This window comes from Streptomyces flaveolus (assembly GCF_014648815.1).
Lineage (GTDB): Bacteria > Actinomycetota > Actinomycetes > Streptomycetales > Streptomycetaceae > Streptomyces > Streptomyces flaveolus.
On sequence record NZ_BMRV01000004.1, the window covers coordinates 85,778 to 109,601 of the forward strand.

Sequence of the window (23,824 nt, forward strand, 5' to 3'; positions counted from 1 at the left end):
CCGTGGCGAGAAAGGAACTAGAACGGGAAGCCGCTCCGGCCGTGCTGTACCGAGATCCACTTCTGCGTGGTGAAGGCGTCCAGCATCGTGTCGCCGTTGAGCCGGCCGATGCCGGAGTGCTTCTCGCCGCCGAAGGGCACGATCGGCTCGTCGTGCACGGTGCCGTCGTTCACGTGGAACATGCCGGTGTCGATCCGCTTGGCGAACGCGACGCCCCGCTCGACGTCCGCCGTGTGCACGGCGCCGCTCAGGCCGTAGGGGGTGTCGTTGACCAGGCGTACGGCCTCCTCCTCGCCGTCGAAGGGCACGAGGAAGGCGACGGGGCCGAAGACCTCCTGCCGGAGCAGCGCGGAGCCGGCCGGGACGTCGGTCAGGACCGACGGCGTGACGAGGTTGTCGGTGACCGTGCCGCGCACCAGGGCGGTCGCGCCCTCGGCGAGTGCCTGCTCGACGACTCCGGAGACGGCGTCCGCCTGCGAGGAGTTGATCACCGGGCCGATGACGGTCGACGGGTCGCGCGGGTCACCGGCCTTGAGGGTCTTGACCTTGGCGACGAACTTCTCGGTGAACTCGTCGGCGACCGCGCGGTCGACCAGCACCCGGTTGGCGGCCATGCAGACCTGGCCCTGGTGGACGAAGCGGCTGAAGACGGCGGCGTCGACCGCGTAGTCGATGTCGGCGTCGTCGAGGACCACCAGGGCGCTGTTGCCGCCCAGTTCGAGCACCGAGCGCTTGAAGTTCGCGGCGCAGACGGTGGCCACGTGGCGGCCCACCTTGTCCGAGCCGGTGAAGGAGATGACCTTCGGGACCGGGTGCTCCAGGAAGGCGTCGCCGATCTCCGCGATGTCGGTGACCACGACGTTGAGCAGACCACCCGGCAGGCCGGCGTCCTCGAAGAGCTTCGCGACCAGGGTGCCGCCGACGATCGGCGTGTTCTGGTGCGGCTTGAGGACGACGCCGTTGCCGAGGGCGAGGGCCGGGGCGACCGACTTCAGGGAGAGCAGGAAGGGGAAGTTGAAGGGGCTGATGACGCCCACGACGCCGACCGGCACCCGGTAGACGCGGTTCTCCTTGCCGTCGACCGGCGAGGGGATGATCCGGCCCTCGGGGCGCAGCGCCAGGTGGACGGCCTCGCGCAGGAACTCCTTGGCGAGGTGCAGCTCGAAGGCGGCCTTCAGGCGTGTACCGCCCAGCTCGGCGATGATCGCCTCGCTGATCTCCGCCTCGCGCTCCTCCACCAGGCGCAGCGCCTTCTCGAACACCGCGCGGCGCGCGTACGGGTTCGTCGCCGCCCACTGCTTCTGCGCACGCTCGGCCGCCCGGTAGGCGGTGTCGACCTCGTCGACGGTGGCTATCGTGATCGAGGCCAGCTTCTCGTCGTCGTACGGGTTGAAGTCGATGATGTCCCAGGACCCGGTGCCCGGACGCCACTCGCCGTCGATGTACTGCTGGGCGAGGTCGGTGAAGTACGACGACATGTGAACCCTCAATCCCCTAGCTGCCGCAGCTGCCGCGAGCGAGCCGCCTGATCGAGCGTCATCGTACTTATGTTTCAGGCGAGTTGGAGAAGTCCTAGGAGAGTTGGAGAAGCCCCCGCAGAAGGTCGCGGCTCTCGTCCGGCCCGGGGCTGTCCTGCTGGAGCTCCTTGAGCGCCGTCTCGTACTGGGTGACGTCCTCGCGCTTGTCCAGGTACAGGGCGCTGGTGAGCTGCTCCAGGTACACGACGTCCGAGAGGTCCGACTCGGGGAAGCTGAGGAGCGTGAACGCGCCACTTTCGCCCGAGTGCCCGCCGAAGCCGAACGGCATGACCTGAAGCCGCACATTGGGGCGTTCCGACATGTCGATCAGGTGCTGGAACTGCCCGCGCATCACCGTGCGGTCGCCGTACGGACGGCGCAGCGCGGCCTCGTCCAGGACGATGTGGAACTCGGGGGCGTTCTCGGCGACGAGGTGTTTCTGCCGCTCCAGGCGCAGTGCCACCCGCCGCTCGACGTCCGCCTCGCTCGCGCCCTTCATGCCGCGCCGGACGACCGCGCGGGCGTACTCCTCGGTCTGCAGCAGGCCGTGGACGAACTGCACCTCGTACACGCGGATCAGCGAGGCGGCACCCTCGAGGCCCACATAGGTGGGGAACCAGCTGGGCAGCACGTCGGAGTAACTGTGCCACCACCCCGCGACGTTGGCCTCCTTGGCCAGGGAGAGCAGGGAGGCGCGCTCCTGCTCGTCCGTGATGCCGTACAGCGTCAGCAGGTCCTCGACGTCCCTCGTCTTGAAGCTCACCCGGCCCAGCTCCATCCGGCTGATCTTCGATTCCGAGGCGCGGATCGAGTAGCCCGCCGCCTCGCGCGTGATCCCCCGCGTCTCACGCAGTCGCCTGAGTTGTGATCCGAGCAGCATGCGCCGCACCACCGATCCGGGCTCTCCCGCGCTCACGTTCGCCAGCCTCCCCAACCGTCTTCAGGGGCCGAAGTCTGCCACTAAAACACTCCGAGCAGTACTCGCCCGGTTACGGAAACGGAATCGAGCCAAAGAGAACGCGCAGGAGCGGACCGGGAGTTGACGCCGCCCGTTCGTGATGTGAGGTGAAGACGGCGCGAAGACGACGGAAAAATTGCCCAACAAGCGGTACGGGCAGGTCCATTTCGGTCACGTGCACGTGCATCTGCCCTTGCATCTGCGGTACGCATCCGAAACCATGGTCCCGCACCACCGCGCCGCATCGCTACGACCGCGAATTCCCGGGAGTGCCTCGCATGGGGACGAATGGATCGACCATGCTCGAGCCGTTACGGCAGGGCCTTCCGCCACTCGACCCCGCAGCCGTCTCCAACGCCGCCTCCTGCGCCCTGCCGCCCCGTTACGAGGCGGTGCGCGAAGCCCGCCGGTTCACCCGCAGAACGCTCGACGGCTGGGAGATGGGCGACCGTTTCGACGACGTCTGCCTCGTCGTGTCCGAGCTCGTCACCAACGCCCTGCGGCACGCGCTGCCGGCCGACGCCCCGCGACTGGCCGACCAGAACGGCCCGGTACGGCTGCACCTGATGCGCTGGACCGAGCGACTGGTGTGCGCGGTGCGCGATCCCAGCCACGACAGCCCGGTCGCCCGGGACACCGACGACTTCTCGGCGGAGTCGGGCCGCGGCCTGTTCCTCGTCGACTCCTTCAGCGACAGCTGGGGCTGGCACCCGCTCGCCGGGACGCTCGGGGGCAAGGTCGTGTGGGCGCTGTTCCGGCTTCAGCGGACCACCGACTGACCGTTCGCGCTCAGCAGGCGGCCGGCTCGCGGTCAGCTCGCGATCAGGTGGTCGAACTCCCCGTCCTTGACGCCCAGCAGCATGGCCTCGATCTCGGCGCGCGTATAGACGAGCGCGGGACCGTCGGGGAAACGGGAGTTGCGCACGGCGACACCGCCGTCGGGCAGCCGCGCGAACTCCACGCAGGACCCTTGCGAGTTGCTGTGCCGGCTCTTCTGCCAGGCCACGTCGTGCAGCTGCGTGGCGGCCATGCCGTTGTACACGCCGGACGCGTCGTCAACGTCGTACACGTCGTGGTCCACAGGTCGCTCCCCGGTGGTGCACTGGCTGGTGTGGCCATTGATGCAGCGGTCAACTGGTCCGGATCATAACCCCGTCCACGTGCAGATGCATGAGCAAATGCACGTGCACGCGCGGTGTTCCTCCGGTTACAGCGTCGACGACCGCTCCGCCGAAAGCCCTTGCCCTCTTTGACGCCCACTCCGAGGAAGTCGTTCCCGCGTCTGCCCGGGGATCAGGAGAACATGCGGCGACGCCGGGGCCCGCCCGGCGGAGCGGACCCCGGCGACGCCGGTGCCTCGGCGAAGCCGCCGCCGGTCAGCGGCCCGCGTACGGCAGCAGCGCCATCTCCCGCGCGTTCTTGATCGCCCTGGCGAGCTGCCGCTGCTGCTGGGACGTCACACGGGTGACGCGGCGGCTGCGGATCTTGCCGCGGTCGGAGAGGAACTTCCGCAGCAGCTCGGTGTCCTTGTAGTCGACGTACGTCACCCCGTCCCGGTCCAGCGGATTGGGCCGGTGCTTGGCGGGCTTGCGGTCACTCGTGCGGGGCATGGGCGGTCAGACCTCCAGGAGGGTGTCGAAGGCGGGCGGCAACCGCTGCCAGGCGGCGCGCCCGGCGGCGTACTCGGCGTCGGTCAGCAGGCAGGACTCCAGGAGCCGTTCGAGTCCGTCGCGGTCGAGCCCCGGCGACGTGAAGACCAGGTGCTGGCAGCGGTCGCCGTGCTCGGGGTGCCAGTCCAGCGCGGCGGCGGCGCGGCGCACCGGCGGGACCAGGTCCCAGGCAGCGTCGGGAAGCGACGCCAGCCACGGCCCCGCGCTCTCCACGCACAGGGCCCCGCCCGCGGCGTCCCAGTGCAGCAGCGCGTCGGCCTTGTCGGCCAGCCAGAACCGGCCCCGGCTGCGGGCGGCGGCGCAGGTCAGGTCCTCCAGCGCCTGGTACAGCCGTTCCGGGTGGAAGGGGCGGTGCCGGCGCCAGACGAAGGTGGCCACACCGTGCGCGTCGGCCTCCGCGGGCAGGAGCGCGCAGGCCGGGTGCTGGGCGGCCGCCGCGGCCTCCACGTCGAAGCCGGCGAACGCCGCCCGCGCCAGGGCGGAGGGCGCGCCCGCCGGGTCACCGTGGCCGATCGGGACCCGGCGGGCTGTCGGGTGCAGCTGGGACAGCAGCTCCCGGTCCTCGTCGTCGGCCTCCGGGGAGTCGGCGACGGCGAGGACGGGGGCGTACTCCAGCTGGCGTGCGAAGGTGTCGGCGACGGTGCGCTGATCGGTGGCCGCGGCGGCGAGGCCGCCCTCCGCGAGGTCGTCGCCGTTGCCGAGGTACGGCAGCACCAGTGCCGGGTCGACGGCCGTGATGACGCCGGTGACGGTGAAGCCGCCGGCCGTGACCACCTCGGCCATCGCCCGGGGCTCGACCGAGTCCCACAGCTCGACCACGGCGAGCGGGGTGCCGCCGGCGTCCGCCAGCCGTGCCAGCTCGGGGACGAGGTCCTCGCGCAGGGCGCAGCAGGCGCAGTCGTTGACCAGGGGCGCCTCGCCGGTGGACAGGACGCCGGTGGCGTCCCGGACGGTGCGGACGACCGTGCCCGCGGCGGCCGTCGCCAGGTCGTGGTGGAGGACCACGCTGCCGGGCACGTCGGCCAGCAGCCGCGCCACGGCCGCCCGGCGGGCGTCGGCGTGCAGCCCGCCGACGATCACCACCGGCAGGGCCGTCGACGGGCTCATGCCCCGCCCCGCTTCCCGTACCGGCGCTCGAAGCGCTCCACGCGTCCGGCGGTGTCCAGGACGCGGGCGGTGCCGGTGTAGAAGGGATGGCTGACGTTCGAGGTCTCGACGTCGACGACCGGGTAGGTGCGGCCGTCCTCCCACTCGACCGTCCGGTCACTGGTCATCGTGGACCGGGTGAGGAAGGCGTGGTTCGCGGCGCGGTCGCGGAAGACGACCGGGCGGTACTCGGGGTGGATTCCCTTGCGCATGGCGGCGGTCAGCGCTCCTCTCGGAAGTCGACGTGGCGGCCGGCGACCGGGTCGTACTTGCGCAGCGTCAGGCGGTCCGGGTCGTTGCGGCGGTTCTTGCGGGTCACGTAGGTGAAGCCGGTCCCGGCGGTGGACCGGAGTTTGATGACCGGGCGGAGTTCGTTGCGTGCCATGCTGGTACCTTACTGAAAATGAATTCCATTAACACCTGGACCTGACGAGAGGTACGTCACCATGTCCGCGCACTGCATGCTCACCGGCGCACAGCCCGGTTTCGGCAACCGCATCTCCCACTCCCACCGGCGGACTTCGCGCCGCTTCGACCTCAACATCCAGACCAGGCGCTACTGGCTGCCGAGCGAGGGCCGGCACGTACGGCTGCGACTGAGCACCAGGGCGATCAAGACGATCGACGCCATCGGCGTCGAGGCGGCCGTGGCGCGCATCCGCGCGCGAGGGGTGCGGATCTGATGGCGAAGAAGAGCAAGATCGCGAAGAACGAGCAACGGCAGAAGACCGTCGCGCGGTACGCCGCACGGCGGGCCGAACTGAAGCAGATCATCCGCAGGCCGTCGTCCACCGATGCCGAACGGCTCGCCGCACAGCAGGAGTTGCGCGGTCAGCCGCGGGACGCGAGCCCCACGCGGGTGCGCAACCGCGACCAGGTCGACGGGCGCCCGCGCGGCTACTTCCGCGTCTTCGGCCTGTCCCGGGTGAACCTGCGTGAGCAGGCACACGCCGGACATCTGCCGGGAGTTCGCAAGTCGTCCTGGTAGCTTGCGGCTGACGTGGGGCCCACCCGGCCGTCCGGCTACAGCTTGGAGCTTGCGGTGACACTGGTGACTGCGGAGAGCACGGCGAGTACGGCGAACGCGACGACTACGGCGGACGTGGCGTGCCCGGCGGTCCGCACGGACGGCTCCGCTGGCGCCCGCGGGCGCGCGCGGCGCTCCGTCCGGGCGACCGCCGCGGCCCTCGCCCTGGTGGGCGCGCTGGCCCTGACCGCGTGCACCGACGGCGGTGACTCCGACGGCGACCCGGCCGAGGACGGCACGTCCTCGGCCGCGCCCGGCGCCTCGGCGAGCGCGGACACGGGCGGTACCGGCGGCGGCTCGCCGTCCGCCGCCGCCGGTGAACTTGAGGGCAGCTGGCTGGCGACCACCGACGGCCACGCCGTCGCCCTGATGGTCACCGGTGACAAGGCCGCCCTCTTCGCCACGGGCGGGTCCGTGTGCAGCGGCACCGCGGGCGAGGAGTCCGGCACCCGCACCATCCGCCTGAAGTGCACCGACGGCAGCGAAGACCGGACGAAGGGGACGGTCGAGTCGGTCGACGGGACATCGCTGAAGGTGAGGTGGCAGGGCGCACCGGGCGAGGAGACGTACACCAGGTCCGAGGGCGGATCGCTGCCGCCCGGACTGCCGACGGCCGGTCTGGGGTCCTGAACCGCACGCACGAAGGAACGACACTCATGCGCACCACCAAGCCGACCGTCGTCGCCACGGCCGCCGTCACGGCGGCCCTCCTCCTCACCGCCTGCGACGGCGGTGGCGGCGACGCCGGCAAGAGCAGTACCGACGACCGTGGCCCCGCCGCCTGCCGGATCGGGAAGATGGGCGTGGACATCGCGCCGAGCCCCGCTCCGGCCGCCGGGGACACGGGCACCGTCGCCGTGAACCTCGCCAACCGCGGCCCGGCGTGCACGCTCGACGGCTTCCCCGCCGTCACCCTCACCGCCGACGGCGCCTCGGCGGAGGTCCCCGAGGAGGAGGCCGCCACCGCGCAGCGACTGACCCTCGCCGCGGACGGCACGGCCACCTTCACGCTGACCTATGTACGGGGCGGCACCGACGGCCTCGCCGTGTCGTCCGCGGAGTTCGCCCTGCCCGGTGACGCCGCCACCCACCGCTTCCCGTGGTCGTACGGCGAGGTGGCGATGAAGGGCGGTGCACCGGACACCACGGTGAGCCCGTTCCAGCGCGCCGGGGACTGACCGCGCGGGAGCCCGGGTCTACTGCCCGGGCAGCGGGCGCCGCCGGCCGACCTGGGCCCGGTCGGCCGCGCGGGTGCCCTCCGTCCAGCCCGCCGCGTCGTCGGCGCCCCGCAGCCGGGTCGTGGTCGTCTGCGGGAACATTCGCTCCAGGCGGTCGGTGACCGCGACCTCGCGGGAGGCGAGCACGGGGAGCAGGTCGGCGTCCGCCGCCCCGGTCTCGGCGGCCGTCCGCTCGGCGACGGCCCGCAGGCGGGTCCCCGCGCGATGGGCGTAGGCCACGAGGAACGACTGACGGAAGGTCTTGGTCCGCTTGCGGCCGCCGGCGCGCTGGGCGGCCTCCGCCTTCGTCATCGCCGTCTCGGCCTGCACCAGCAGGGAGGTGTAGAGGAGTTCGACCGCCTCCAGGTCGGTCTCGAAGCCGACGACGGTGGAGAAACCGAACGCCTCGTTCCACACGGCCCGGCAGTGGTTGGCGTCGGCCACCGCGTCCAGCAGCACCGCCTTGGCCTGCTCGTAGGGCGGCTCCACGCCGATCCGGCAGGCGCCCGGCGCGTCGGGCGAGGGCGCGTGCGCCGACAGCAGCGCCTCGTCGACGCTGTGCCGGGCCATCAGCTCCTGCGCCTTGGCGCTGAGCGCCTCCGCCTCCTGCGGATAGCCGGTCGCCTCCGCCTTGGCGAGCAGCGCGCGGATGCGGGCGAGGGCGCGGGACTCCGGCCGGGGCTCGTGGCGCGGCGCCCCCGCCTCGAGCGGCTCCAGCACGGGCAGGCGCAGCAGCAGGCGGTAGAGCTCCAGTACGGCGGTGGCGTGCGAGAAGCGGTCGGTGCGGGGCGCCGCCGCCGGGTCCGGCAGGTCCTCGAGCTGCCCGGCCCAGCGGGGGCCGCGCGGGCGGTCGTGCGCCGCCTGGGCCCGGATCAGCCCGGCCACCAGCCGTACGTGCACGTCGTCCAGCTCGCGCCGCACGATCCGTACGACGTCGGCGGGCTGCCAGCCGCGCCGCCAGGCCGTGGTCACGAACTCCTCGCCGCGCCGGGCAAGTTCGGCGTCCGCCGACGGATCGGCCGCGAGCAGCGAGGCCGCGGTGTCGAGGGCGGTGTCGGCGGTGTCGTACAGGGCGGCCTCGAAGGCGCGGTCGACGGTGGTGGACGTACTCACCCGGTGATGGTGCCACGGTCCCCGGATCCGGCCTCGCGGCGTGTCTCACTCCGCGGAATGCGGTCGGCTGCCGCGGCACAAGGCGCCGAGCATGGCGCGCATGGTGGACACGACTCTCTACGCGGCGGCGTCGCCTCCGGGACGTGTTCACGGGGCCGGCGGTGCGGTGGGCGGTGGCCTCGCCGAAGCGGCCGGCACCGGGCTTTCCGCCACGGCCCGGGACTGTCAACCGTCGGTTGACAGTCCCGAGGGCGCAACCTACGGTTGACACATGACGACGAACCCGAGCAGCATCACGTCATCCGTACGTCTCGACGAACTCATCAACGCCATCAAGAAGGCGCACGCGGAGCCGCTCGAACAGCTCCAGGACGCCGTCATCGCGGGCGAGCACCTCGGCGAGGTGGCCGACCACCTCATCGGCCATTTCGTGGACCAGGCCCGGCGTTCGGGCGCGTCCTGGACGGACATCGGCCGGCGCATGGGCGTCACCCGGCAGGCGGCGCAGAAGCGCTTCGTGCCCAAGGAGTCGGCCGACCTCGACGCGAGCCAGGGCTTCAGCCGCTACACGCCCCGCGCGCGCAACGCGGTGATGGCCGCGCACAACGAGGCCGTGGCCGCGGGCGCCGCCGAGGGCCTGCCCGAGCACCTGCTCCTCGGCGTGCTCACCGAGCGCGAGGGCCTCGCCGCCAAGGCGATCACCCAGCAGGGCGTCCCCCTCGACGCGGTCCGCGAGGCAGCCGTGGCGGTGCTCCCGCCGGCCGCCGCCGAGGTCCCGGAGCTGGTGCCCTACGGGCCGGCGGCCAAGAAGGTCCTGGAACTCACCTTCCGCGAGGCCCTGCGCCTCGGCCACAACTACATCGGCACCGAGCACATCCTGCTCGCCCTGCTGGAGCACGAGCACGGGAAGGGCGTACTGAGCGGCCTCGGCATCGGCAAGGAGGCGGTCGAGCGGTACGTCACCGAGATGCTGTCCCAGTTCCTGAAGACGGCCGAGGAGTCGGGGCAGGGGGCTGCCGGGGCGGAGGACCGCTGAGGCGGGGGCGTCCGGGGCGGGAGGCGTCCGAGGCGGGAGCGTCTGGGGCAGGGGAAGCTACGGCGGGGGCACCTGAGCAGGGCCGACGCCCGAACCGCGCCTTCGCTCCACGCCCCCGTCCGCACCCCCGGTCCGCGCCCCCGGTCCGCGGGCCGTTGTCAGACCCTCCTGTCACACTCGCGGCATGGCCGACCGGTGGGCGCTCGCCGTGGCCGAGGACGGTGGCGTGGACGTCGCCCCCCTCGGCCCCGACGGGCTGCCCACCGGACCGGTGCGGTGGGAGCCCGACCTCGCCGAAGCCGTACGCGGCCGGCCGGACGTCACCCGGTGGGTGTGGCGCTCGACCGCGGAGATCTATCCGCGCCTGCTCGCCACGGGGGTGCGAGTGGAGCGGTGCTACGACATGGAGGCCGCCGAGACCCTCCTGCTCGGCCACGAGGGGAGGTACGGGCAGCCGCACTCGGCAGCCGCCGCCCTCGCCCGTCTGCGCGGCGGCCCCGTGCCGCCCGACCCGCCCCAGCGGTCCGCCGAACCGGGCGCGCAGTCCCCGCTGTTCGAACCGCAGGGCGTGCACCTGCCCCTGGATGACCTCCTCGCCGTCTACGCCGAGCAGCAGCGCCGCCACGACCGGTCCGCGCACCCCGACCGGCTGCGGCTGCTGACGGCGGCCGAGTCGGCGGGGATGCTGGTCGCCGCCGAGATGAACCGCGCCGGACTGCCCTGGCGGGCCGACGTGCACCGCGAGGTACTCCACGACCTGCTCGGCGAGCGGTACGCGGGCGGGGGCGAGCCGCGCCGCCTGGCCGAGCTGGCGGAGGAGGTGTCCGCCGCGTTCGGGCACCGGGTGCGGCCCGATCTGCCGGCCGACGTCGTCAAGGCGTTCGCCCGGGCCGGGATCAAGGTCGGCTCGACCCGCCGCTGGGAACTGGAATCGGTCGACCACCCGGCCGTGAAGCCCCTGCTCGCGTACAAGAAGCTGTACCGGATCTGGGTCGCCCACGGCTGGTCCTGGCTGCAGGACTGGGTGCGCGACGGACGCTTCCGCCCCGAGTTCCTCGCCGGCGGCACCGTCACCGGACGCTGGGTGACCAACGGCGGGGGCGCGCTGCAGATCCCCAAGGTGATCCGGCGGGCCGCCGTGGCCGACCCGGGGTGGTGCCTCGTCGTCGCCGACGCCGACCAGATGGAGCCGCGCGTCCTCGCCGCGATCTCCCGCGACCCCGGGCTGATGGAGGTGGCCGGCCGGGAGACCGACCTCTACCAGTCGGTGTCCGACCGGGCCTTCTCCGGCGACCGCGCCCAGGCCAAGATCGCCGTGCTCGGCGCGGTGTACGGCCAGACCTCCGGCGACGGCCTGAAGAACCTCGCGGCGCTCAGACGCCGTTTCCCGAGGGCGGTGGCGTACGTCGACGACGCGGCCCGCGCGGGCGAGGAGGGCCGGCTCGTGCGGACCTGGCTGGGACGCACCTGCCCCCCGGCGGCCGGGACGAGCGGCGACGACCCCGCCGAGGAGGCGGGCATCCCCCAGGACGCCCCCGGCACCGAGGAGTGGGTGCCGGGCTACGCCTCCACCAACGCCCGCGCGCGTGGCCGCTTCGCCCGCAACTTCGTCGTCCAGGGCAGCGCCGCCGACTGGGCCCTGCTGATGCTCGCCGCGCTGCGACAGGCCTGCGCGGACATGGCGGCCGAGCTGGTGTTCTTCCAGCACGACGAGGTGATCGTGCACTGTCCGCGTCAGGAGGCCGACGCCGTCGTCGCGGCGATCCGCGAGGCAGCCGACCTGGCGGGCCGCCTCACCTTCGGCCGGACGCCGGTGCGGTTCCCGTTCACGACGGCGGTGGTGGAGTGCTACGCGGACGCCAAGTGAGCAGGTGTCAGGTCTTCCACAGCTGCCAGAGCCACCAGCCCCGCATGGCGCCGTGGCGGGCGTAGGCCCCCACCGTGAACCCCAGGATCTGTCCGTAGGCCGCTGTCTCCCACGGGTCGAACGTCACACTCGGCCCAAGGCCCACCTTGGCCACCGAAATGATGCCGACCTCAGCGTGCTCGGCCTCGTGGCGGGCGAGGCCGACGTGGACACACACGTCCCAGCCGTCGGGCGGAGGCGGAATCTGAAGGCCCTTGATCATGACGTTCACCGTGGTCGTGGGATACGCCGTGTACGAGCCGTCATCGGGGTGGAAAGCTTCGATGGGCCGGGACTCTTCCATGATGAGCGTGGACATACGCACCTCCGAGGAGAATTCGTCGGTCGCTCGGATCGTCCAATCTCGGGCGTACGCATAAAGCATCGGGCCACTGAGCCGTTCGAGCTACTCGGCATCCGCCGAACGAGTGAATCCGCCGCGCGGTCCCCTGAACGCAAAAACCCAGCTCAGACACTGTCTGGGCTGGGCTTCGAGTGGAGCCGCCTTCGGGATTCGAACCCGAGACCTACGCATTACGAGTGCGTTGCTCTGGCCATCTGAGCTAAGGCGGCGCGCCGTGCGCACCATGGTGCGATCAGCAACGTCGGTAAGTCTACACAGTTTCCGGGGGTGCTTCGCACCCGCCCCGGAGGTGGGGTTCCGGGGCGGGCGGGGCGGTCACGAGCAGCGCGTGCCGTCCGCCGGCGGGGTGCCCCGCAGGAGGTAGGTGTTGATCGCCGAGTCGATGCAGGTGCTGCCGCGGCCGTAGGCGGTGTGGCCGTCGCCCTCGTAGGTGAGGAGGTGGCCGGAGGAGAGCTGGCCGGCCAGGGCCCGGGCCCAGCGGTACGGGGTCGCCGGGTCGCGGGTGGTGCCGACCACGACGACCGGCGGCGCTCCCGCGGCCTCGATGCGGTGCGGCTCGCCCGTCGGGTGCACGGGCCAGTAGGCACAGTTCAGCGAGGACCAGGCCAGGCCCTCACCGAAGACGGGGGACGCCTTCTCGAAGACGGGGAGGGCCTCGCGCACCTGGTCCGGGGATGAGAAGGCCGCCGGGAGGTCCAGGCAGTTCACCGCCGCGTTCGCGGACATCAGGTTGCTGTACCCACCGCCGGTCCCGCGCTCGTAGTAGCTGTCCGACAGGACCAGCAGGCCGGCGCCGTCGCGCTGCTTCATCGCCGAGCCCAGCGCCTCGCGCAGGTGCTGCCAGGCGCCCTCGTCGTACATCGCCGCGATCACCCCGGTGGTGGCCAGGGACTCGGTGAGCGTGCGCCGGTCGGCGTCCCCGGTGGGGATCGGCTTGGCGTCCAGATCGTCGAAGAAGGCCTTCAGGTTCTTGCCGACCTGGTCGGGGGAGGCGCCCTTGCCGCCGAGCGGGCAGTCCGACTGCCGGACGCAGTCCTTCGCGAAGGACCGGAACGCCGTCTCGAAGCCCTCCGTCTGCTCCTGGTTCAGGCGGCGCGCGGACAGCGACGGGTCCATCGCGCCGTCCAGGACCAGGCGTCCCGTCCGGCTCGGGAACAGTCCGGCGTACGTCGCCCCCAGGAACGTGCCGTACGAGGCTCCGACGTACGTCAGCTTCTCGTCGCCCAGCACCGCTCGCAGGATGTCCATGTCCCGGGCCGCCTCGACGGTCGAGACGTGGCGCAGCAGCTTCGGCGCGGCCGCTCCACAGCCCTCGGCGAACCCCTTGAAGGCGTCGACCAGCCGGTCGGCCTCCCCCGCGTCGTCCGGGGTGACGTCCGTCTGCGTGTACGCGTCCATCTTCCGGCCGTCGAGACACTTCACGGGCTCGCTGCCGGCCACGCCCCGGGGATCGACCGCCACCATGTCGTACCGGGCGCGGACCTGTGCCGGGTAGCCGATGCCCGCGTACTGCTGGAGGTAGCCGATCGCGGAGCCGCCCGGCCCGCCCGGGTTCACCAGCAGGGAGCCGAGCCGCTTGCCGGGGCCGGTGGCCTTCTTGCGCGCCACGGCGAGGCGTACGTCCCCCTCGGCCGGCTTCGCGTAGTCGAGCGGCGCCTTCATCGTGGCGCACTGGAAGCCGGGGACGCCGCAGTCGCGCCAGCTCAGCTTCTGCCCGTAGTACGAGACCAGGGACGGCGGCGTGGACTCGGGCAGCGCGGCCAGGGTCAGCTGCGCCGCCTCGGTCGCTCCGGCCGCCCGATCCGCGGCCGGCGAACCGGCCGAGGTCGACGCGCCCCCGGCCGAACAGGCCGTGGCGAGCAGCGCGGCGGCGAGCAGCGTGATTCCGGTACGGGTTCTGCGGTGGGTACGCCTGGTGTCCATCCAGCGAGCGTAACTCTCCGCGACGACATGGATGCTCTACGTACTCGCCGTGCCCCGAACGAGTCCCCGGTCAACCACCGTCGGTGTACTTCGTCAGCCCGATCTGAGCGCCATCGTCATGGCCTCGACCGCGAGCAGTGGCGGCACATTGCGGTCCAGGGCCTCCCCGCAGGCGGCGATCGCCTCGATACGGCGGAGGGTGGACTCCGGCGAGCCGGCGCGGGCGAGGCGCTCCAGGACGTCCATGGCATCGGCGTTGGCGATCGCCACGCGGGAGCCGAGCTGGAGGGCCAGGACGTCCCGGTAGAAGGTGGTGAGGTCACTCAGGGCGAGGTCGAGGCTGTTGCGCTGCGTGCGCGTTCTGCGGCGCTTCTGGTTCTCCTCCAGATCCTTCATCACCCCCGCCGTGCCGCGCGGCAGCCGGCCGCCCTGGACCGCACCGAGGGCGGCCTTGAGCTCGTCCGCCTCCTTGCCGTCCATCTCCTCGGCGAGTTCCTTGGCGTCCGCCGCCGCCGCGTCCACCAGTTCCTGTGCCGCCTTCAGGGCGCTGCCGACGTCGTCGACCCGCAACGGCAGCTTCAGCACGGCCGCCCTGCGGTCCCGGGCGGTCGCATCCGTCGCGAGGCGGCGGGCACGGTCGACGTGGCCCTGGGTGGCCCGGGCGGCTGCGGCGGCGACGTCCGGCTCGATGCCCTCGCGGCGTACGAGCATGTCGGCGACGGCCTCGACCGGGGGCGTGCGCAGGTTCAGGTGGCGGCAGCGGGAGCGGATCGTGGGCAGGACGTCCTCGACGGACGGGGCGCACAGCAGCCACACCGTGCGGGGGGCGGGCTCCTCGACGGCCTTGAGGACGGCGTTGGCCGACTTCTCGTTCAGCCGCTCGGCCTCCTCGACGAGAATGACCTGCCAGCGGCCGTTCGCGGGTGAGGTGAACGACTTGCGGACGGTGTCCCGCATGTCCTGGGCGCGGATCTCCGCGCCCACGGCGACCACCGTGCTGACGTCCGCGTGGGTGCCGATCAGCGCCGTGTGACACCCGTCGCAGAAGCCGCAGCCCGGCGAGCCGCCGAGGGCGCGGTCGGGGCTCACGCACTGCAACGCGGCGGCGAAGGCCCGCGCCGTCTGCGTCACCCCCGCACCGGGCGGGCCGGTGAACAGCCAGGCGTGCGTCATGCTCGACGCCTCGGGGAGGGGGCCGTCGGTCGCGGCCGCGGTGACGAAGGCGTCGGCGTCACGGGCGGCGGCGGCGAGCTGCTCGCTCACCTTCTCCTGCCCGACGAGGTCGTCCCACACGGTCATGGGTCACGCCGTCCTTCCGTCACACTCCGCCGCACACTCTGCGCCACGCCCTCCATTGTGGGGGCCGCCTCTGACAACGGGCGCCGGGCCGCTCGGCGGGCGCCGGTCAGCGCCGCCCCCGGCCCTTCCCGCGGCCTCCCCCGTCGCCGTCGCGGCCCTCGTCGCGGTCGTCGTCCCGCGGGCCGAGCAGTTCGTCCGCCAGGGTCGGCAGATCGTCCAGCGGGGTCTCCTCGGCCCAGTCGGAGCGACGCCTGCGGGGCGGCGCCTGGTCGGGGTCGATCCGGGGCAGCTCACGCGTGGTGTCCTGGGGTTCCCGGGACCGGTCGGCACCGGCCGGTCCCTCCTCCCGGAAGTAGCCCGGCGGGACCCGGTCGGCGGGGTCGTCCCCGCGCACGGGGGGCAGCACCGCGGTCTCGTCGGCGGCTCCCGGTGTCACGGGCGGCAGGACGGCCGTCTCGTCGGCGGCCCGGGGCTCCACCGCCGGCAGCACCGCCGTCTCGTCCGCCGCGCCGGACGGCACCGGCGGCTTGGGCAGCTCGGCCGTCACCTCGGACTCGGACACGCCGGACGCCCGGCCGTCGTCGCCGCGCCCGTCCCGGGCCCGGTCCTCGGCGTCACCGCGCTCGCCGCCCCGGTCGTCGTCCCGTGCGTCCCGCACCGGCCGCAGTACCGCCGTGTCCTCCACCGGACCGCCGGAGGCGTTCGTCGGCGTCACGAGGGGCGTCGGAACGGTCAGCGCGTCCGAGGGATCGGCGGCCGCCGCAGTACGCCGGGGACCGTCCGCCACGGGCGGAGCCGCCGGCCCGGGGCCCGCCGCGGCCGCGGCCGCCGCCTGCTCCGCCGCCCGGCGTGCCTCCTCGGCGCGCATCAGGGCCTCCTCGGCCTTGCGCTGCTTCTCCAGGCGCCGGGCCTCGGCCTCGGCGCGCAGCCGCTCCTCCTCCTCGGCCTGCTTGCGGCGCCGCTCCTCCTCGGCCCTGCGGCGGGCCTCCTCCTCGGCGCGGGCCTTCTCCTCCGCGAGGAGCCGGGCCCGCTCCTCCTCCGCCTTCCGGCGCGCTTCCTCGGCCCGCTGCCGGGCCTCCTCGGCCTGCCGCTCCGCCTCGCGCCGCTGCGCCTCCTCCAGCTCGCGCCGCTTGCGCTCCTCCTCCTCGGCGCGCAGCCGCTCCAGCTGCTCGAGGCGCTCACGCTCCAGGCGCTCCTCCTCGGCCTTGCGCGCGGCCTCTTCCTCGGCCCTGCGCCGGGCCTCCTCCTCGGCCTTGCGGCGCGCCTCCTCCTGGGCCTTGATCTCGGCCTCGGACAGCGGCAGCACCTGGTCGAGCCGGTGCCGTACGACGGTGGTGACGGCCTCGGGCTCCTGGCCCGCGTCCACGACGAGGTAACGGCCGGGGTCGGCGGCGGCCAGCGTCAGGAAACCGGCCCGCACGCGCGCGTGGAATTCGGCGGGCTCCGACTCCAGACGGTCCGGTGCCTCGGTGAACCGCTCGCGCGCGGTCTCCGGCGGCACGTCCAGCAGGACCGTCAGATGCGGGACGAGACCGTTGGTCGCCCAGCGGTTGATCCGGGCGATCTCGGTCGGCGACAGGTCGCGGCCGGCGCCCTGGTAGGCGACCGAGGAGTCGATGTACCGGTCGGAGATGACCACGGCGCCGCGCTCCAGCGCGGGCCGGACCACGGTGTCCACGTGCTCCGCGCGGTCGGCGGCGTACAGCAGCGCCTCCGCGCGGTGCGACAGACCGGCACTCGACACGTCCAGCAGGATCGACCGCAGGCGCTTGCCCACCGGCGTCGCACCCGGCTCGCGCGTCAGCACGACCTCGTGCCCCTTGCCCCGGATCCACTCGGCGAGAGCCTCCGCCTGGGTGGACTTCCCGGCGCCGTCGCCGCCCTCCAGGGCGATGAAGAAACCGTTCGCCGCGGGGGTCGGCACCGGGTCGTCGCCGCCGAGCAGCGCGTCCTTCAGGTCGTGCCGCAGCGGCACCCCGGAACGGTCGTCGACCTTCGCCAGCACCAGCGCGGCCACCGGCAGCAGCAGCGCGCCGACCAGCATCAGCACGAACGCGGCACCGCCGTGCGCGAAGACGAACTTGCCGTTCTCCAGCCGGTGCGGCCCGATCGCCGCCGCCACCACGGGCGCGATCACCGCGCCGAGCGCCACGCAGACCCGGACGACGGCGTGCAGGTGCTCGGTCGTCCGCGTCCGGCGCTGGTCCTCGGTCTCCTGGTCGAGCAGCGCGTGCCCGGTGTTGGCGGCCACGCCCGCGCCGACGCCGGCCAGCGCGAGGAGCAGCAGCACGCTGGTGACGTCCGGGACGAGACCGGCGGCCAGCAGGACGACGCCGACGAAGGCGATCGCCAGGGCCAGCAGCCGCCGGCGCGACAGGGAGGGCAGCAGGGCGGGGGCCGTGCGGATGCCGACGACCACTCCGCCGGTCAGCGCGCCCACCATCAGCCCGTACAGCACCGGGCCGCCGCCCAGGTCCTTGGCGTGCAGCACCGCCACGGCGACCGCGGCGGACACGGCGGCGGCGACGGCCGCGCAGGCGAACACCAGCAGCGGCAGGGCGCCGGTGCGGCCCTTGTCGACGCCGGCGGCCGTCTTCGGGCGGCGCAGGCCCTCCAGCGGCGACCGGGCGCGCGGGGTGCGGGCCCCGGGCAGCTCGAGGAAGGTCACCAGCGACAGGGAGGCGGCGAACAGCCCGGCCGCCACGTACGAGCCGAGTGCGGCCTGGTGCTGGGCGAACCAGTCGACGCCGGCGCCCAGCAGGTTGTTCAGCAGGCCCGCCACGACGAGCACGACGCCGGCGAGGGGGATCGCCACGAAACCGGTGCGCAGCGACAGGCGGCGCAGGGCGTCCATGTGGTCCGGCAGCGGCCGTACCGTCGCGCCTTCCGGGGGCGGGCCGGGCAGCAGCGCGGGGGCCGCGCTCTCCCGGCACACGGTCCAGAAGCGCTCGGCGACGCCGGTGACGAAGCCGGTCACCAGAAGGGCGGCGAGGGCGTCGTCCGGCGTCCAGTCGATCCACAGCGGCGCCACGATCAGCAGCACCGCCCGCAGACCGTCCGCGCCCACCATGGTCCAGCGGCGGTCGAGCGGACCGTCCTGCGAGGTGAGCGACGTGAGCGGGCCGAGCAGGACCGCGCCGAAGAGCAGCGTCGCCAGGACGCGGACACCGAAAACGGTCGCCACTGCGAACGCCACGCCCCGGTAGCCCCCGCCGAACGAGCCCGCGCCTATGGCGGCCTGCACGGCGAGGAGGACGAGCACCAGCAGGGCGAGGGTGTCGCCGACACCCCCCACGAGCTGTGCGCTCCACAACCGCCTCAACTGCGGTCGGCGCAGCAGGGCGCGGACGGCGCGCTCGCGGGAGTCCGCGACCAGGGCGTCGTCCGAGGCGGGGTGAGGGGCCGTTGGCTGCTCGGCTCGCGTCATGCGTTCAGCCTATCGGGCGCCACCGACAGGCCGTGGCACCCGGCCGAACGTACGCACGCCCCGACACCGAATCGATGCCGGGGCGTTCGCTCAGCGAACGACAGCGCGTGCCGCGGGGGCCTGAGACCGGCTCAGTCCCCCTCTCTGTGGCCCTCAGTCCTCCGAAGACTCGGAAGCGGCCGCCTTGGTGGCCGTCCTCGTCGTCTTCTTCGCCGTCGTCTTGGCGGCCGTGCTCTTCGCGGCCGTCGTCTTGGCCGCGGTCTTCTTCGCCGCCGCCTTCTTGGCCGGGGCCTTCTTGGCGGTGGACTTCTTGGCCGCGGTCTTCTTCGCCGTCTTCTTGGCGGGCCCCTTGGCGCGCTTCTCGGCGAGCAGCTCGTAGCCGCGCTCCGGCGTGATGTCCTCGACGCTGTCGCCGGAGCGCAGGGTCGCGTTGGTCTCGCCGTCGGTGACGTACGGGCCGAAACGGCCGTCCTTGACGACGACCGGCTTCTCGCTGACCGGGTCGGTGCCCAGTTCCTTCAGCGGCGGCTTGGCCGCCGCCCGGCCACGCTGCTTGGGCTGGGCGTAGATCGCCAGCGCCTCCTCGAGCGTGATCGTGAAGAGCTGCTCCTCGGAGGTGAGCGACCGCGAGTCCGTGCCCTTCTTCAGGTACGGACCGTAGCGGCCGTTCTGCGCGGTGATCTCGACGCCCTCGGCGTCGGCGCCGACGACCCGCGGCAGCGACATCAGCTTCAGGGCGTCGTCCAGGGTGACCGTGTCCAGCGCCATCGACTTGAACAGCGAGGCCGTCCGCGGCTTCACGGCGTTCTTGCCGGTCTTCGGGGTGCCCTCGGGGAGCACCTCGGTGACGTAGGGGCCGTAGCGGCCGTCCTTGGCGACGATGGTGTGGCCGGTGGCCGGGTCGGTGCCCAGCTCGAAGTCGCCGCTCGGCTTGGCGAGCAGTTCCTCCGCCAGCTCGACGCTCAGCTCGTCCGGCGCCAGGTCGTCGGGGACGTCGGCGCGCTGGTGCTCCTCGGTGTCCTTCTCGCCGCGCTCGACGTACGGGCCGTAGCGCCCGACGCGCAGCACGATGCCGTTGCCGACGGGGAAGGACGAGACCTCGCGGGCGTCGATCGCGCCGAGGTCGGTCACCAGTTCCTTGAGGCCGCCGAGGTGGTCCCCGTCGCCGTTGCCGGCGTCGGCGGCGCCGCCCTCGCCCGTGCCCTCGCCGAAGTAGAACCGCTTCAGCCACGGCACGGACTGCGCCTCGCCGCGGGCGATGGCGTCGAGGTCGTCCTCCATCTTGGCGGTGAAGTCGTAGTCGACGAGCCGGCCGAAGTGCTTCTCCAGCAGGTTGACCACGGCGAAGGACAGGAAGGACGGGACGAGGGCCGTGCCCTTCTTGAACACGTAGCCGCGGTCCAGGATCGTGCCGATGATCGACGCGTACGTCGACGGGCGGCCGATCTCGCGCTCTTCCAGCTCCTTGACCAGCGACGCCTCGGTGTAGCGGGCCGGGGGCTTGGTGGCGTGGCCGTCGACCGTGATCTCGTCGGCGGTCAGCGCGTCGCCCTCGGCGACCTGCGGCAGCCGGCGCTCGCGGTCGTCCAGCTCGGCGTTCGGGTCGTCGGCGCCCTCGACGTAGGCCTTGAGGAAGCCGTGGAAGGTGATCGTCTTGCCGGACGCGCTGAACTCGACGTCCCGGCCGTCGGAGGCGGCGCCGCCGATCTTCACGGTGACGCTGTTGCCGGTCGCGTCCTTCATCTGGGAGGCGACGGTCCGCTTCCAGATCAGTTCGTACAGCTTGAACTGGTCGCCGGTCAGTCCGGTCTCGGCGGGCGTGCGGAAGCGGTCGCCGGAGGGACGGATCGCCTCGTGCGCCTCCTGCGCGTTCTTGACCTTGCCGGCGTACGTCCGCGGCTGCGCCGGCAGGTAGTCGGCGCCGTACAGCTGCGTGACCTGGGCGCGCGCGGCGGTGATCGCCGTGTCGCTCAGGGTCGTCGAGTCCGTACGCATGTAGGTGATGTAGCCGTTCTCGTACAGCTTCTGGGCGACCTGCATGGTCGCCTTCGCACCGAAGCCGAGCTTGCGCGAGGCCTCCTGCTGGAGCGTCGTCGTACGGAACGGGGCGTACGGCGAGCGGCGGTACGGCTTGGACTCGACGGAGCGGACGGCGAAGCGCGTGTTCTCCAGCGCGGCGGCGAGCGCGCGGGCGTTCGCCTCGTCGAGGTGGAGGGTGTTCGCGCCCTTGAGCTGTCCCAGGGAGTCGAAGTCGCGGCCCTGCGCGATCCGCCTGCCGTCCACGGTCTGGAGCCGGGCGACCAGCGTCGACGGGTCGGAGGCGTCGCCGGCCCGGCCGGTGCCGAAGGTGCCCGTCAGGTCCCAGTACTCGGCGGTGCGGAAGGCGATGCGCTCGCGTTCCCGCTCGACCACGAGCCGCGTCGCGACGGACTGGACACGGCCGGCCGACAGGCGCGGCATGACCTTCTTCCACAGGACCGGCGAGACCTCGTAGCCGTAGAGGCGGTCGAGGATACGGCGGGTCTCCTGGGCGTCGACGAGCTTCTGGTTGAGCTGGCGCGGGTTGGCGACGGCGGCCCGGATCGCGTCCTTGGTGATCTCGTGGAACACCATGCGCTTGACCGGGATCTTCGGCTTGAGGACTTCCTGGAGGTGCCAGGCGATGGCCTCGCCCTCGCGGTCCTCATCGGTGGCGAGGAAGAGCTCGTCCGAGTCCTTCAGCAGGTCCTTGAGCTTCTTGACCTGCGCCTTCTTGTCAGCGTTGACCACATAGATCGGCTGGAAGTCGTGTTCGACGTCCACACCGAGGCGGCGGACCTCACCGGTGTACTTCTCGGGCACCTCCGCGGCGCCACTGGGAAGGTCGCGGATGTGCCCGACGCTCGCCTCGACGACGTAGCCAGGGCCGAGATAGCCCTTGATCGTCTTCGCCTTGGCAGGCGACTCGACGATGACGAGTCGGCGGCCGCCGTTCGCGGTCTCGCTGGTCGGGGACAACTTCGCTCTTCTCTCCGGTCGACGCTGGGGCCTGACCCAGGCAGTGCTCCCGGGGTCGGGTCGTGCTGCATTTCGGTCGTGACGCTGCGGAGTGTGACGGTACCTCCCGCCCCCGTGTCAAACGGGAAAAGCCCGCAACGGCCACTCGAACGGTAACCCGACGAACCCTGTTCCTGCCGCCCGGAGTGTCCACCAGCCATGATGCGCGTATCCGGAGCGCGATCCCCCGATTACCGGGGCGAGGCCGCGGCCGGCGTCCGGATCCGGCCCCTCACACGCGCGTCAGGCACCAGGCCCCGGCGGCCAGCGCGGCCACGGCGACGGCGCTCGCGACGGTCGCCGATGCGACGGGCCTCACACCGAGCGCGACGGGCCGGCCGTGCCGCACCCGTGTCACGGTCCACACCAGCAGGCCGCCTCCGAACAGGGCGAACACCAATCCCGCGAAGATCGCCGGCCCGCTTTCCATGGTCCCCGTGCCCCTTTTCTCCGTCCGCGAGTGCCCAGCCTCCGGGAGGCTGTCACGCGCGGGCGGCGGGCAGGCGAACCCGAGGTGAACGGGGAGCCGACGGGCCCTGCCCGTGGCGCGTTCCGCCGGGGTCCGCCGCCGGTGCCGAGGCGCACCGGGTCGCCCGGCCGCGGCTTCTCGCCGCGGCGAGAAATCACTGCGCCGGTTCCAGGAATCCCTGCTCCACCAGCAGCCGGATCTGCGCGGGCGTGCGGTCGCGCAGCGCCACCGGGTCCTCGCCGACCAGCTGGGCGATGGCGTCCAGGATGCGGCCGGCGCTCATCGTGCCGTCGCAGACGCCCGCGAAGCCGGCGCCGACGGTGTCGACCCGGGTGGCCCGGCGCATACCGCGGTTCTGGCGCAGCACGACGTGCTCCGGGTCCTCGGCGCCGGGCAGACCGACCTGCTCCTGGACGACCTCGGCGGCCAGCGCGAAGTGCGCTTCGAGCAGGGCCGCGTCGTCGTGTTCGCGCAGGTAGTCGAGGCGGGCGAAGTGCGCCCGCACCGTCTCGCCGAGCGGCTGCTCGATCGGGTGCGGCCACTCCTCCGCCGTGATCGACGGCTCCGCGGCCGCCGTCCTGTGCAGCGTGATCCAGCCGAAGCCGACGGCCCTGACCTTGCGCGCCTCGAACTCGTCCAGCCACGCGTCGTAGCGCGCCTGGTACTCGGTCTCGTCGCCGCGGTGGTCACCCGCGTCCCTGAGCCACAGCTCGGCGTACTGCGTGATGTCCTGCACCTCGCGCTGCACGATCCACGCGTCGCAGCCGCGCGGCACCCAGGAGCGCAGCCGGTCCGTCCAGTCCTCCCCCTCCACGTGCTGCCAGTTGGCGAGGAAGTGCGCGAACCCGCCCTCGTTCAGGCGCTCCCCCGTCAGCTGAACGAGCGTGCGGCACAGATCGTCCCCGCCCATCCCGCCGTCCCGGTAGGTCAGCCGGGCCCCCGGGGAGATCACGAAGGGCGGGTTCGACACGATCAGGTCGTACGTGTCCCCCTCGTCGATCGGGTCGTAGAGCGAGCCCTCGCGCAGGTCGGCGGCCGGGGCCCCGGACAGGGCGAGCGTGAGCGCGGTGATGTGCAGCGCGCGCGGGTTGACGTCCGTCGCCGTCACGCGCGTGGCGTGCCGGGCCGCGTGCAGTGCCTGGATGCCGGAGCCGGTGCCGAGGTCGAGGGCGGCGGAGACGGGGGTACGGACGGTGAGGCCGGCGAGGGTCGTGGAGGCGCCGCCGACGCCGAGGACGACGCCCTCCGCGCGATTGCCGATGCCTCCGGCGCCGCCGACCGCGCAGCCGAGGTCGGACACGATGAACCAGTCCTCGCCGTCGGGCCCGCCGTACGGCCGTACGTCCACGGTGGCCGCCAGCTCGCCGTCGACGGACACGAGCCATCCGCTCTCCAGGCACGCGTCGACGGGCAGGACGTCCGCCGCGCGCGCGTGGGGCACCGGTTGCTGGAGGAGGAACAGCCGGACGAGCAGTTCCAGCGGCGTGTCGCCGCGGGTGGCCCGGAGCGCGGGCACGACCTCGCTGCGCGACAGCGCCGCGTAGGCGGGGGCGCCGAGCAGCTCCAGCAGCCCGTCGGCGGTGAAGGACGCCCCGAGCAGGGCGTCCCGCAGCCGCGCGGTGACGTCGGGACGGTCGGCAGAGGGCAGGGGGGAGAGGCTGGCGTTACTCACACCCCCATTGTGGCCCGCGCTCCGCCTCGCGCCCCCCGGGCGGA

At 72.9% G+C, this 23,824-nt stretch carries 22 protein-coding genes and 1 tRNA gene; 7 read left to right on the forward strand and 16 right to left on the reverse strand.

Translation table 11 applies throughout. The annotated features are described in order from the left end of the window. Positions 1–17: 17 nt before the first annotated feature. Together IEZ05_RS11315 and IEZ05_RS11320 are read right to left on the reverse strand one after the other, a co-directional pair. On the reverse strand, positions 18–1,478 hold the full coding sequence (locus tag IEZ05_RS11315) for an aldehyde dehydrogenase family protein (protein ID WP_189229929.1): 1,461 nt from the start codon (positions 1,476–1,478) through the stop codon (positions 18–20). Between the two features lie 94 nt (positions 1,479–1,572). After that, positions 1,573–2,397, reverse strand: coding sequence for a helix-turn-helix domain-containing protein (locus IEZ05_RS11320; protein ID WP_189230331.1), 825 nt, complete (start codon positions 2,395–2,397; stop codon positions 1,573–1,575). Between the two features lie 377 nt (positions 2,398–2,774). Between IEZ05_RS11320 and IEZ05_RS11325 the strand changes: the two genes are divergently transcribed. After that, positions 2,775–3,254 (forward strand): ATP-binding protein, encoded by a 480-nt coding sequence (locus IEZ05_RS11325; protein ID WP_229869681.1) that lies wholly within the window; start codon positions 2,775–2,777, stop codon positions 3,252–3,254. Between the two features lie 32 nt (positions 3,255–3,286). Here the strand turns inward: IEZ05_RS11325 and IEZ05_RS11330 are convergent, their stop codons facing one another. From IEZ05_RS11330 to rpmG, 5 genes are all read right to left on the reverse strand, one after another. Next, positions 3,287–3,556: a DUF397 domain-containing protein gene (locus IEZ05_RS11330; RefSeq protein ID WP_077799099.1), complete on the reverse strand. Its 270-nt coding sequence runs from the start codon at positions 3,554–3,556 to the stop codon at positions 3,287–3,289. Positions 3,557–3,851: 295 nt separating this feature from the next. Beyond that, on the reverse strand, positions 3,852–4,085 hold the full coding sequence (rpsR, locus tag IEZ05_RS11335; protein WP_189229931.1) for a 30S ribosomal protein S18: 234 nt from the start codon (positions 4,083–4,085) through the stop codon (positions 3,852–3,854). A 6-nt stretch (positions 4,086–4,091) separates the two neighbouring features. Next, a complete protein-coding gene (locus IEZ05_RS11340) occupies positions 4,092–5,252 on the reverse strand; it encodes a CobW family GTP-binding protein (RefSeq protein WP_189229932.1) in 1,161 nt (386 codons plus the stop codon). Beyond that, positions 5,249–5,503, reverse strand: coding sequence for a type B 50S ribosomal protein L31 (locus IEZ05_RS11345; RefSeq protein ID WP_189229933.1), 255 nt, complete (start codon positions 5,501–5,503; stop codon positions 5,249–5,251). The genes IEZ05_RS11340 and IEZ05_RS11345 overlap by 4 nt, the downstream gene beginning before the upstream one ends. Before the next feature lie 8 nt (positions 5,504–5,511). After that, a complete protein-coding gene (gene rpmG / locus IEZ05_RS11350) occupies positions 5,512–5,676 on the reverse strand; it encodes a 50S ribosomal protein L33 (protein WP_044382365.1) in 165 nt (54 codons plus the stop codon). A gap of 61 nt (positions 5,677–5,737) precedes the next feature. Here rpmG and rpmB point away from each other — a divergent pair, with 61 nt between their 5' ends. From rpmB to IEZ05_RS11370, 4 genes are read left to right on the forward strand one after another with little or no spacing between them, the layout of a single operon-like run. Then, a complete protein-coding gene (gene rpmB, locus IEZ05_RS11355; RefSeq protein WP_189229934.1) occupies positions 5,738–5,974 on the forward strand; it encodes a 50S ribosomal protein L28 in 237 nt (78 codons plus the stop codon). Then, positions 5,974–6,279, forward strand: a complete 306-nt coding sequence (gene rpsN / locus IEZ05_RS11360) for a 30S ribosomal protein S14 (RefSeq protein ID WP_189229935.1) — start codon at positions 5,974–5,976, stop codon at positions 6,277–6,279. Before rpmB ends, rpsN begins: the two co-directional genes overlap by 1 nt. 54 nt (positions 6,280–6,333) lie before the next feature. Beyond that, positions 6,334–6,948 (forward strand): hypothetical protein, encoded by a 615-nt coding sequence (locus IEZ05_RS11365; protein ID WP_308426923.1) that lies wholly within the window; start codon positions 6,334–6,336, stop codon positions 6,946–6,948. A 26-nt stretch (positions 6,949–6,974) separates the two neighbouring features. Then, positions 6,975–7,496, forward strand: coding sequence for a DUF4232 domain-containing protein (locus IEZ05_RS11370; RefSeq protein ID WP_189229936.1), 522 nt, complete (start codon positions 6,975–6,977; stop codon positions 7,494–7,496). A gap of 18 nt (positions 7,497–7,514) precedes the next feature. Here the strand turns inward: IEZ05_RS11370 and IEZ05_RS11375 are convergent, their stop codons facing one another. Beyond that, positions 7,515–8,648 (reverse strand): DUF2786 domain-containing protein, encoded by a 1,134-nt coding sequence (locus tag IEZ05_RS11375; RefSeq protein ID WP_189229937.1) that lies wholly within the window; start codon positions 8,646–8,648, stop codon positions 7,515–7,517. Positions 8,649–8,919: 271 nt separating this feature from the next. Between IEZ05_RS11375 and IEZ05_RS11380 the strand changes: the two genes are divergently transcribed. Both IEZ05_RS11380 and IEZ05_RS11385 read left to right on the forward strand, forming a co-directional pair. Continuing rightward, positions 8,920–9,684, forward strand: a complete 765-nt coding sequence (locus IEZ05_RS11380; protein WP_189229938.1) for a Clp protease N-terminal domain-containing protein — start codon at positions 8,920–8,922, stop codon at positions 9,682–9,684. Positions 9,685–9,868: 184 nt separating this feature from the next. Continuing rightward, complete coding sequence (locus IEZ05_RS11385) at positions 9,869–11,551, forward strand: bifunctional 3'-5' exonuclease/DNA polymerase (RefSeq protein ID WP_189229939.1); 1,683 nt, start codon at positions 9,869–9,871, stop codon at positions 11,549–11,551. A 7-nt stretch (positions 11,552–11,558) separates the two neighbouring features. Here the strand turns inward: IEZ05_RS11385 and IEZ05_RS11390 are convergent, their stop codons facing one another. The 8 genes from IEZ05_RS11390 to IEZ05_RS11425 all read right to left on the reverse strand — a co-directional run bounded on the left by IEZ05_RS11390 (position 11,559) and on the right by IEZ05_RS11425 (position 23,780). Further along, complete coding sequence (locus tag IEZ05_RS11390) at positions 11,559–11,909, reverse strand: hypothetical protein (RefSeq protein WP_189229940.1); 351 nt, start codon at positions 11,907–11,909, stop codon at positions 11,559–11,561. A 177-nt stretch (positions 11,910–12,086) separates the two neighbouring features. Then, positions 12,087–12,163, reverse strand: a tRNA-Thr gene (locus IEZ05_RS11395). Positions 12,164–12,269: 106 nt separating this feature from the next. Then, a complete protein-coding gene (locus tag IEZ05_RS11400; RefSeq protein ID WP_189229941.1) occupies positions 12,270–13,877 on the reverse strand; it encodes an alpha/beta hydrolase in 1,608 nt (535 codons plus the stop codon). A gap of 93 nt (positions 13,878–13,970) precedes the next feature. Further along, positions 13,971–15,176, reverse strand: a complete 1,206-nt coding sequence (locus tag IEZ05_RS11405; RefSeq protein WP_189229942.1) for a DNA polymerase III subunit delta' — start codon at positions 15,174–15,176, stop codon at positions 13,971–13,973. A gap of 106 nt (positions 15,177–15,282) precedes the next feature. Continuing rightward, positions 15,283–18,603, reverse strand: coding sequence for a dTMP kinase (gene tmk / locus IEZ05_RS11410; protein WP_189229943.1), 3,321 nt, complete (start codon positions 18,601–18,603; stop codon positions 15,283–15,285). Between the two features lie 153 nt (positions 18,604–18,756). Further along, a complete protein-coding gene (gene topA, locus IEZ05_RS11415) occupies positions 18,757–21,600 on the reverse strand; it encodes a type I DNA topoisomerase (RefSeq protein WP_189229944.1) in 2,844 nt (947 codons plus the stop codon). A gap of 271 nt (positions 21,601–21,871) precedes the next feature. Then, positions 21,872–22,069, reverse strand: a complete 198-nt coding sequence (locus IEZ05_RS11420; RefSeq protein ID WP_189229945.1) for a hypothetical protein — start codon at positions 22,067–22,069, stop codon at positions 21,872–21,874. Between the two features lie 193 nt (positions 22,070–22,262). Beyond that, the gene (locus IEZ05_RS11425) at positions 22,263–23,780 is read right to left on the reverse strand and encodes a DUF7059 domain-containing protein (RefSeq protein WP_189229946.1); all 1,518 of its coding nucleotides are present in this window, start codon (positions 23,778–23,780) and stop codon (positions 22,263–22,265) included. Between the last annotated feature and the right edge of the window lie 44 nt (positions 23,781–23,824).